Annotated in this window: 1 protein-coding gene; it reads right to left on the bottom strand. The window is 50.2% G+C overall.

Going from position 1 to position 1,228, the window contains the following annotated elements; translation table 11 throughout:
- Nucleotides 1–1,215: CoA-acylating methylmalonate-semialdehyde dehydrogenase (locus R7M72_RS25080; protein WP_318056457.1), on the bottom strand; the 1,215-nt coding region annotated here is incomplete at its 3' end.
- Nucleotides 1,216–1,228 lie beyond the last annotated feature (13 nt).

Genomic DNA, 1,228 nt, shown 5'->3' with positions numbered 1-1,228 from the left:
GCGATTGACGAGATCGATCGCCTCTTGCAACGTCTCTACTTCAATGCAGACCAAAACTGGGCCAAAAATCTCTTGGGTGTAAATCGACATATTCGGCGTTACGCCGCTAAACAGCGTTGGCCCGATCCAATTACCATCGGGAAACCCTTCGACTTCACATTGGCTGCCATCAAGTTCACACACCGCACCTTGTTGTTTGCCTAACTCAATCAAACCCAAAACTCGCTGCTTGGCTTGCTCACTGATCAACGGACCATACGCTGCATCCTCATCATCCCAAGCGCCGGGATGGATTTTCGCCATTTCTTGTTTGAGATCCGCAATCCAGGCTTTTGACTCGCCAACAAACACCGCGACTGAAATCGCCATGCAACGTTGCCCTGCAGCCCCAACCGACGACCCAACCAAGTTGTTGATGACGGGCTCTTTGTTAGCATCAGGCATGACAACCATGTGATTTTTAGCGCCAGCAAAGGCTTGTACGCGTTTAAAGTATTGAGTTCCCGTGGTGTAAATGTACTGCGCGACAGGCACTGAGCCGACGAAAGACACCGCGCGAATATCGGGATGAGCAAGCAAGAAATCGACTTGCTCTTTGCGGCCATGAACGATCTGCAACACACCTTTTGGCGCACCCGCCTCTTCAAAAAGCTCAGCTAAGCGAATCGAGGTCAAAGGCACTTGCTCGGAAGGCTTAAGAACGAAAGTGTTACCGCTCGCGATTGCGATGGGAAACATCCACAACGGGATCATGGCAGGAAAGTTGAACGGAGTAATACCGCAGCACACACCCAAAGGCTGGATTATCGAGTAGCTGTCGATGTCAGTCGCGACATTTTCGACCGTTTCTCCCATCAGGTTGCTGGCAATGTTGGCCGCTTGCTCAACCACTTCTATGCCGCGCCAAACATCGCCTTTGGCATCGGCAAAGATTTTGCCCGTTTCGTGCGAAAGCAAGGTCGCGATTTCATCATGATGTGCTTTCAAAAGATGCTGATAGCGAAGCATCAAACGCGCTCGCTCTGATACCGCCACCTCTTTCCAAGATTGAAAAGCCGTTTGCGCACTTTCGATGGCCGCTTTCATCTCAGCATTTGTCGAACATGGCACATACGCGATTACGTCATTGGTGGCGGGATTGGTGACTTCAACCCAATCTGAGGTTTGAGACTCACGAAACTCACCATCAATAAATAAGGGAACCAAACGAGTCATCATTTACTCCTTT

Source organism: Vibrio sp. YT-18 (genome assembly GCF_033337345.1).
Lineage (GTDB): Bacteria > Pseudomonadota > Gammaproteobacteria > Enterobacterales > Vibrionaceae > Vibrio > Vibrio alginolyticus.
Note: the sequence above shows the minus strand (reverse complement) of the source record. Positions and strands in the feature narration are given on the sequence as shown.